Source organism: Ruegeria sp. P8 (genome assembly GCF_056534665.1).
In genome coordinates, this window is record NZ_JBQERC010000036.1 from 1 (window position 1) to 6,541 (window position 6,541).

Sequence of the window (6,541 nt, forward strand, 5' to 3'; positions counted from 1 at the left end):
CCTGAAGATCTGAGGGTGTGCCGGGCTGAAGCCCGGCCTACCGTATACGACGCCGTAGGGCGGGCTTCAGCCCGGCACCGGCACTTTGAAGGCGGGTCCGCCCGCCTCGATGATCGGGGAGCCCCAGAATGTCATTCAGGGGTTCACTTCGATTGAGCAATTGGCGCCGCAAGCGCCTCTAGAGGAAAAGGGATGCCAAATGGCAGAACGTGAAAACCGTCGGGGCCGTGGCCGCGACCGTGAAGAAACGCCGGAATTTGCAGATCGCCTGGTCGCAATCAACCGCGTGTCGAAAACCGTAAAAGGTGGTAAGCGCTTTGGCTTCGCCGCTCTGGTGGTTGTCGGCGATCAGAAAGGCCGCGTCGGCTTTGGCAAGGGTAAAGCGAAAGAAGTACCTGAAGCCATCCGCAAGGCGACTGAGCAAGCCAAGCGTCAGATGATCCGCGTGCAGCTGCGCGAAGGTCGGACCCTGCACCACGACATCGAGGGCCGTCACGGCGCCGGTAAAGTGGTTATGCGCGCCGCGCCTGAAGGTACCGGTATCATCGCCGGTGGTCCGATGCGTGCCGTGTTCGAAATGCTGGGCGTCAAGGACGTTGTGTCCAAGTCGCTGGGCTCGCAGAACCCCTACAACATGATCCGCGCCACCATCGACGGCCTGCAGAAAGAGCAGAGCCCGCGTTCGGTTGCCGCACGTCGTGGCAAAAAGGTTGCTGACATCCTGCCCAAGCGGGACGACGCACCGGCTGCTGCTGAAGCAGAAGCATAAGGAGAGCACGTCATGGCAAAAACCATCGTCGTCAAACAGGTCGGTTCGCCGATCCGTCGCCCCGCCGAACAGCGCGCAACCCTGATCGGCCTGGGCCTGAACAAGATGCACAAAACCCGTGAGCTGGAGGATACTCCTTCGGTGCGCGGCATGATCCGCAAGATCCCGCATCTGGTTGAGATCGTCGAAGAGCGCGGTTAAGCCGGCAGCTTCGAAGACTTAGAAACGCCTCCGACCTCGGTCGGGGGCTTTTTTTGTTTAATGGCTTGCCTGCCGGTGCCGTGAACTGATCCTCCTTCAATTCACCTTAAGCGCATGCCGCCTATGACTCGACGCATATAGTTCATGAATTGTGCGCGCTCAGGGTCATTCAAGACCTGTAATGCATCGGCATTCACGTTCTGAGCTGCCTCGTAGGCGCTGTTGCGAAGTGCTGCGGCCTTCTCGGTCAACCAAATCAATTGAGCCCTGGCGTCAGCAGGGTTCTTCGTTCGTTTGATCAAGCCATCACGTTCCATACGGTTAAGCGTGTTAGCCAATGTCGCCTGTTCGACGTCAATTTTGGTCAGCAGATCCTTTTGCGTCACACCGTCTTTGAGCCAGAGTTCCAGCAAGATTGGGAATTGTCCGACGACGATGCCAAAGGGCGCAATGCGTTGCTGCAACTCCTTTGCGAACAATCGTGCCATGTGATTAACCAGATACCCGGCCGAGTTTTCTTTTTCGAAGTCCATGTCCTGGATTTACACTTGAATAGCATGCTATGCAATTTTATATAGCTTGCTATATTTCAGAATCGAAGGGAACCGAAATGGCTCGTATCAAAGAGTTGGACACGATCGTCACGCTGGCAGATCAGATGCAGACCGAGGAAGGACCGGTGGTGCTGATCAACCTGTTTACGGTGGACGCCGAAGACGAAAAGGCGCTGCTTCGGGCATGGGCGCATGATGCGGATTTCATGAAATCGCAACCGGGATATATCTCAACCCAGCTCCATCAGGGTATCGCGGGCAGTTCGACCTTTGTGAACTACGCGATCTGGCAGAACGTGCAAAGCTTTCGCGACGCATTCACTCATCCCGAGTTCCAGCGTCGGATCGCGGACTATCCAGCAAGCGCAGTGGCCCGGCCACATCTTCTTCGCAAGCTCGCAGTCGAAAACCACTGCGTCGCCTGACCCTCATTTGGGAGTAGCAACATGTTAAGAACCATCCACCCCATCGCCGGAGTAGTAGGCTTTCTTACGATCCTCGTATTCTGGACATCCACTTTGTACAGTGAGTTATTTGCAAACCATGAGACCGTCGCGGCAGTAAAGTCCATGATCGTCAGCGGGCTCTTTGTTCTGGTGCCTGCAATGGTGATTGTCGGTGCATCCGGGGCGACACTTGGGCGTCGTCGAAAAGATGCCCCTGCGCTCGCCAAAAAGAAACGGATGCCGATCATTGCTATGAACGGGCTCATCGTCCTTGTTCCAGCCGCCGTCTACCTGAGCGCAAAGGCAAACGCGGGCTCGTTTGATACCAGCTTCTATATTGTACAGATCATCGAACTGATTGCCGGGGCGACCAATCTGACACTGATGGGGCTGAGCATACGTGATGGTCGGGCGATGGCCGCCCGCAAAAAAACGCGCGAAAGAAATGAAAGCGGCGTGTAATTGACGTGGCCCACGACATGTATAGCCATTCAACAGATGCATATCGGCTAGACCAAAATCTGCGTTGTTAGCGATAGCAAACGCTCCTATCTCTGCCTTGTCCAATGAAGGAACTCAAAAGGAAACGTCAGGGAATACGCCCTGATACGAGAAAGGAATACAGAGATGACAACTGCGACACTGACCCATACCGGCTTCAACTTCGGCACCCGGATCGCTGACATGATCACACGGATCAAAACAGCCCGCGCACGCGCTGCTGAGTATCAGCGCACCTATACCGAGTTGCAGCGTCTGAGCAACCGTGAGCTGGACGATATCGGCATCCGCCGCTGCGACATCGCAGATATCGCGCACCGGCACGTATATTGCTCGTAACCACTCACACAATTGAAACGACCCAAAGGCGCCTTAGGGCGCCTTTTCTATGCCTGTTGCAGGCCCGGCCCCGCGTGCAGGCCGCTCAGAGGCCGTCAGAGGGTCCGATGGCTGTTTATGCGGCCCAAGTGCTGTTGACGCCAGAATCGCCCTGAGCGACCGCTGGAGGGCGTGTGACCGCACTGCCCTGACGCGCAAACCCAAAGCTTTGACGCCTGAAACGAAATCGGCCCCGGCGGAGTGATCCACCGGGGCCGTAAAGTGTCGCTGTAAGCGTCGGATCAGAGACCGGTGCTTACGTCGATTGTGTTACCCTCTTCCAGGGTCACATATGCTTTCTTGACGTCCTTCCGACGGCCCAGCTGACCGCGGAACCGCTTGACCTTGCCTTTGGTCACGGTGGTGTTCACCGCCTTGACCTTCACACCAAACAGCGCCTCAACGGCCTCTTTGATCTGCGGCTTGTTGCTTTCGATCGCCACTTCAAAGACAACCGCGCCATTTTCGGACGCCATGGTCGACTTTTCGGTGATGATCGGCTTGCGGATCACGTCGTAGTGTTCTGCCTTCGCGCTCATTTCAGACGAGCCTCCAGTGCTTCGACAGCCGCTTTGGTGAGCACCAGGGTGTCACGCTTGAGGATGTCATAAACGTTTGCACCCATCGACGGCAGGATATCCAGACCTTCGATGTTGCGCGACGCCTTCAGGAACCCTTCGTTCACGGTCGCGCCGTCGATGACCAGAGCGCGTTTCCAGCCCAGGTTTGCAACCTGTTTGGCCAGTGCGGCGGTCTTGCCTTCGGCTTCGGCGTTCTCGATCACAACCAGTTCACCTGCTTTGGCTTTGGCCGACAGAGCGTGGCGCAGGCCAAGCTTGCGGAACTTTTTCGGCAGGTCGTGGCCGTGCGAACGAGGGGTCGGGCCTTTGTAAACACCACCCTTGCGGAAGATCGGTGCGTTACGGTCACCATGGCGTGCGCCACCGGTGCCCTTCTGGCGGTAGATCTTCTTGGTCGAGTAGCTGGTTTCCGAGCGGGTCTTGACCTTGTGGGTGCCGGCCTGCGCGTTGTTACGCTGCCAACGGACCACACGGTGCAGGATGTCCGCGCGCGGCTCGAGGCCGAACAGGTCTGCATCCAGCTCGATGTCGCCGGCCTTGCCGCCGTCCAGTTTGATTACATCAAGTTTCATGCTTCACCACCTTCCGCGGATACTTCTTCCGCAGGTGCTTCGGTTGCAGCCGATTTCACAGCAGCCGGGAAAGGCAGGCCTTCCGGTGCTTTCTTCTTCACGGCGTCCTTGACGGTGACCCAGCCCGATTTCGGTCCGGGAACGGCGCCTTTGATGAAGACCAGACCACGGTCGGCGTCGGTTTTGACAACCTCGAGGTTCTGGGTGGTAACACGGGCAGCACCCATGTGACCGGCCATCTTCTTGCCTTTGAACACCTTGCCCGGATCCTGACACTGACCGGTCGAGCCGTGCGAACGGTGGCTGATCGACACACCGTGCGAGGCGCGCAGACCACCGAAGTTGTGGCGCTTCATCGCACCGGCAAAGCCTTTACCGATCGAGGTGCCCGACACGTCAACCTTCTGACCAGCCAAGAAGTGCTCGGCCGAGATTTCGGCACCCACTTCGATCAGGCCATCTTCGGAGACGCGGAACTCGGCCAGCTTGCGCTTGGGCTCGACCTTGGCAGCGGCGTAGTGGCCGCGCATGGCCTTCGAGGTGCGTTTTGCCTTGGCAGCACCGGCGCCCAGCTGAACGGCGGTGTAGCCGTCTTTTTCAGCGGTCCGCTGTGCAACAACCTGCAGGTTGTCCAGGTGAAGAACGGTCACAGGGATCTGCTTGCCGTCTTCCATGAACAGGCGGGTCATGCCAACTTTTTTTGCGATAATACCAGAGCGCATATTCTATACCCTCCGATCTTACGACTGCAGCTTGATCTCGACGTCCACACCAGCAGCCAGGTCGAGCTTCATCAGCGCGTCCACGGTCTGGGGGGTCGGATCAACGATGTCGAGCAGACGCTTGTGCGTGCGGATCTCGAACTGGTCGCGGGATTTCTTGTCAACGTGAGGGCCACGGAGAACCGTGAACTTCTCGATCTTGTTCGGCAGCGGGATCGGGCCGCGCACATTCGCGCCGGTCCGCTTGGCAGTGTTGACGATCTCTTGCGTGCTGGCATCCAGAACGCGATAGTCAAATGCCTTCAGCCGAATACGGATATTTTGGCTTTGCATAATAACAGCCTTTTATCAGGCGTTGGGGTTGAGAGGAGGACAGACGCGCATCGCCAACCCTCATCGAACCCAAAAGGCGGGAATCACCCCGCCTTGACGTTCTTGTTGAGAACTCGCGCGTATTAGTGGGGTTGGCAGGGTTTGGCAAGACTCGTTATCCGTTACCTGGCGAGCATTGCAAAAAAAGATTCCCAAGCTTTACACATCTCACGTGACATGCAAAGTTTTTGGCGATTTCTTTACATGTAGGTCACAATGCTCAAACAAACTTACAATATCCCGAACCTACCACCCGAATTTAACTTCGACACTCTACCGATTCTCAAGGCGCTAACAGCGGCGACTAGGAGATTGGCAGAAGTTAAAGGGCTAGCCCAAGTCATTCCAAACCAGGGCATCTTAATCGACACGCTCTCTCTACAGGAAGCGAAAGACAGTTCGGAAATCGAGAACATCGTGACCACAAACGATGAGCTCTTCAGAGGAGGGTTGGACAGAGATAGAGCACTCAGCGGCCCGTCAAAAGAAGTAGCTATTTATCGCGACGCATTACGTCTTGGGTTTGAACGTCTGTGTGAAACCGGTCTCATAACAAACCGCACGTTGACTGAGATGTTCCAACTTCTAAAAAACCGCGACGACGGCTTTCGAAAAACTCCGGGAACGGCACTTCAGAACAACGCAGGAAAGACAGTTTATGTACCGACGCAAGACGCGCTAGCCATTGAAAAGCAAATGGCTGAACTGGAGGCGTATATAAACACAGATTCGGATCTCGACCCTCTAATTCGAATGGCAATAATCCACCACCAATTCGAGAGCATCCACCCTTATCCGGATGGGAATGGTCGACTAGGGAGAATGCTCAATGTCCTTTATCTAACCAAAGAAGGCCTACTACGAATCCCCATTCTGTATATGAGCAGAGGTATCAACCGCACCAAAGCGGATTACTACCGCTTGCTGCAAGAAGTGCGTGAAACCGGAAACTGGGAAGACTGGATTGTTTATGTTCTAGATGTCGTAACAGAAACTTCGCAGGTCACTCTGGAACTTATTGAAGGTATCCGAGAAACCATGGCCTTCTTCAAGCATCATATTCGAAAAAACCATGACAAATTCTATTCCCAAGACTTGGTCAACAATCTATTCCGACATCCCTACACAAGAATTGAATTCGTTATGAGGGAATTGAATGTCTCGCGCCCAACTGCAACGAGCTATCTTGAGAAACTCACCGCAGATAAAGAATTACCATTAGAGAAAATCGTTGAGGGAAGAAATAATTACTACGTAAACATGGCCTTGGTGCAACTCCTTTCAGGAGACGAAGCCTAATTGAAAAAGGGCGCCCTGAGGGGCGCCCTTTCTGTCTGATCATTCGCTTAGGCGAATTATTCTACGATTTTCGACACGACGCCAGCGCCGACGGTGCGGCCGCCTTCGCGGATGGCGAAGCGCAGGCCGTTTTCCATCGCGATCGG

At 55.3% G+C, this 6,541-nt stretch carries 12 protein-coding genes; 6 read left to right on the forward strand and 6 right to left on the reverse strand.

Annotated features, from left to right (window positions below; translation table 11 throughout):
* Positions 1 to 199: 199 nt before the first annotated feature.
* Positions 200 to 769, forward strand: a complete 570-nt coding sequence (rpsE, locus tag ACR0BZ_RS19415) for a 30S ribosomal protein S5 (protein WP_209505839.1) — start codon at positions 200 to 202, stop codon at positions 767 to 769.
* A gap of 12 nt (positions 770 to 781) precedes the next feature.
* Positions 782 to 970 (forward strand): 50S ribosomal protein L30, encoded by a 189-nt coding sequence (gene rpmD / locus ACR0BZ_RS19420; RefSeq protein ID WP_170613764.1) that lies wholly within the window; start codon positions 782 to 784, stop codon positions 968 to 970.
* Between the two features lie 101 nt (positions 971 to 1,071).
* On the opposite strand, the gene ACR0BZ_RS19425 is transcribed toward rpmD, so the two are convergent.
* Complete coding sequence (locus ACR0BZ_RS19425; protein WP_480921048.1) at positions 1,072 to 1,503, reverse strand: MarR family winged helix-turn-helix transcriptional regulator; 432 nt, start codon at positions 1,501 to 1,503, stop codon at positions 1,072 to 1,074.
* Between the two features lie 77 nt (positions 1,504 to 1,580).
* Here ACR0BZ_RS19425 and ACR0BZ_RS19430 point away from each other — a divergent pair, with 77 nt between their 5' ends.
* From ACR0BZ_RS19430 to ACR0BZ_RS19440, 3 genes are all read left to right on the forward strand, one after another.
* Positions 1,581 to 1,949 (forward strand): antibiotic biosynthesis monooxygenase family protein, encoded by a 369-nt coding sequence (locus ACR0BZ_RS19430; protein ID WP_171638091.1) that lies wholly within the window; start codon positions 1,581 to 1,583, stop codon positions 1,947 to 1,949.
* A 21-nt stretch (positions 1,950 to 1,970) separates the two neighbouring features.
* Positions 1,971 to 2,432 carry a hypothetical protein gene (locus ACR0BZ_RS19435; protein WP_480774307.1) on the forward strand — a complete coding sequence of 154 codons (462 nt, stop codon included), beginning with the start codon at positions 1,971 to 1,973 and terminating at the stop codon, positions 2,430 to 2,432.
* 165 nt (positions 2,433 to 2,597) lie between these two features.
* Entirely contained in the window at positions 2,598 to 2,810 is a 213-nt protein-coding gene (locus ACR0BZ_RS19440; protein ID WP_209505835.1) for a DUF1127 domain-containing protein, read from the forward strand.
* A gap of 281 nt (positions 2,811 to 3,091) precedes the next feature.
* Here the strand turns inward: ACR0BZ_RS19440 and ACR0BZ_RS19445 are convergent, their stop codons facing one another.
* The 4 genes from ACR0BZ_RS19445 to rpsJ are packed head-to-tail and all read right to left on the reverse strand — an operon-like array spanning position 3,092 to position 5,057.
* On the reverse strand, positions 3,092 to 3,388 hold the full coding sequence (locus ACR0BZ_RS19445; RefSeq protein WP_170609990.1) for a 50S ribosomal protein L23: 297 nt from the start codon (positions 3,386 to 3,388) through the stop codon (positions 3,092 to 3,094).
* The gene (rplD, locus tag ACR0BZ_RS19450) at positions 3,385 to 4,002 is read right to left on the reverse strand and encodes a 50S ribosomal protein L4 (protein ID WP_480474058.1); all 618 of its coding nucleotides are present in this window, start codon (positions 4,000 to 4,002) and stop codon (positions 3,385 to 3,387) included. Before rplD ends, ACR0BZ_RS19445 begins: the two co-directional genes overlap by 4 nt.
* The gene (gene rplC, locus ACR0BZ_RS19455; RefSeq protein WP_171638102.1) at positions 3,999 to 4,724 is read right to left on the reverse strand and encodes a 50S ribosomal protein L3; all 726 of its coding nucleotides are present in this window, start codon (positions 4,722 to 4,724) and stop codon (positions 3,999 to 4,001) included. Before rplC ends, rplD begins: the two co-directional genes overlap by 4 nt.
* Positions 4,725 to 4,742: 18 nt before the next feature.
* Entirely contained in the window at positions 4,743 to 5,057 is a 315-nt protein-coding gene (gene rpsJ, locus ACR0BZ_RS19460; protein WP_008756422.1) for a 30S ribosomal protein S10, read from the reverse strand.
* 255 nt (positions 5,058 to 5,312) lie between these two features.
* On the opposite strand from rpsJ, the gene ACR0BZ_RS19465 reads away from it, so the two are divergent.
* A complete protein-coding gene (locus ACR0BZ_RS19465) occupies positions 5,313 to 6,395 on the forward strand; it encodes a Fic family protein (RefSeq protein ID WP_480921049.1) in 1,083 nt (360 codons plus the stop codon).
* Positions 6,396 to 6,451: 56 nt separating this feature from the next.
* Here the strand turns inward: ACR0BZ_RS19465 and ACR0BZ_RS19470 are convergent.
* On the reverse strand, positions 6,452 to 6,541 hold a 90-nt coding region (locus tag ACR0BZ_RS19470), incomplete at its 5' end, for an EF-Tu C-terminal domain-related protein (protein ID WP_282027698.1).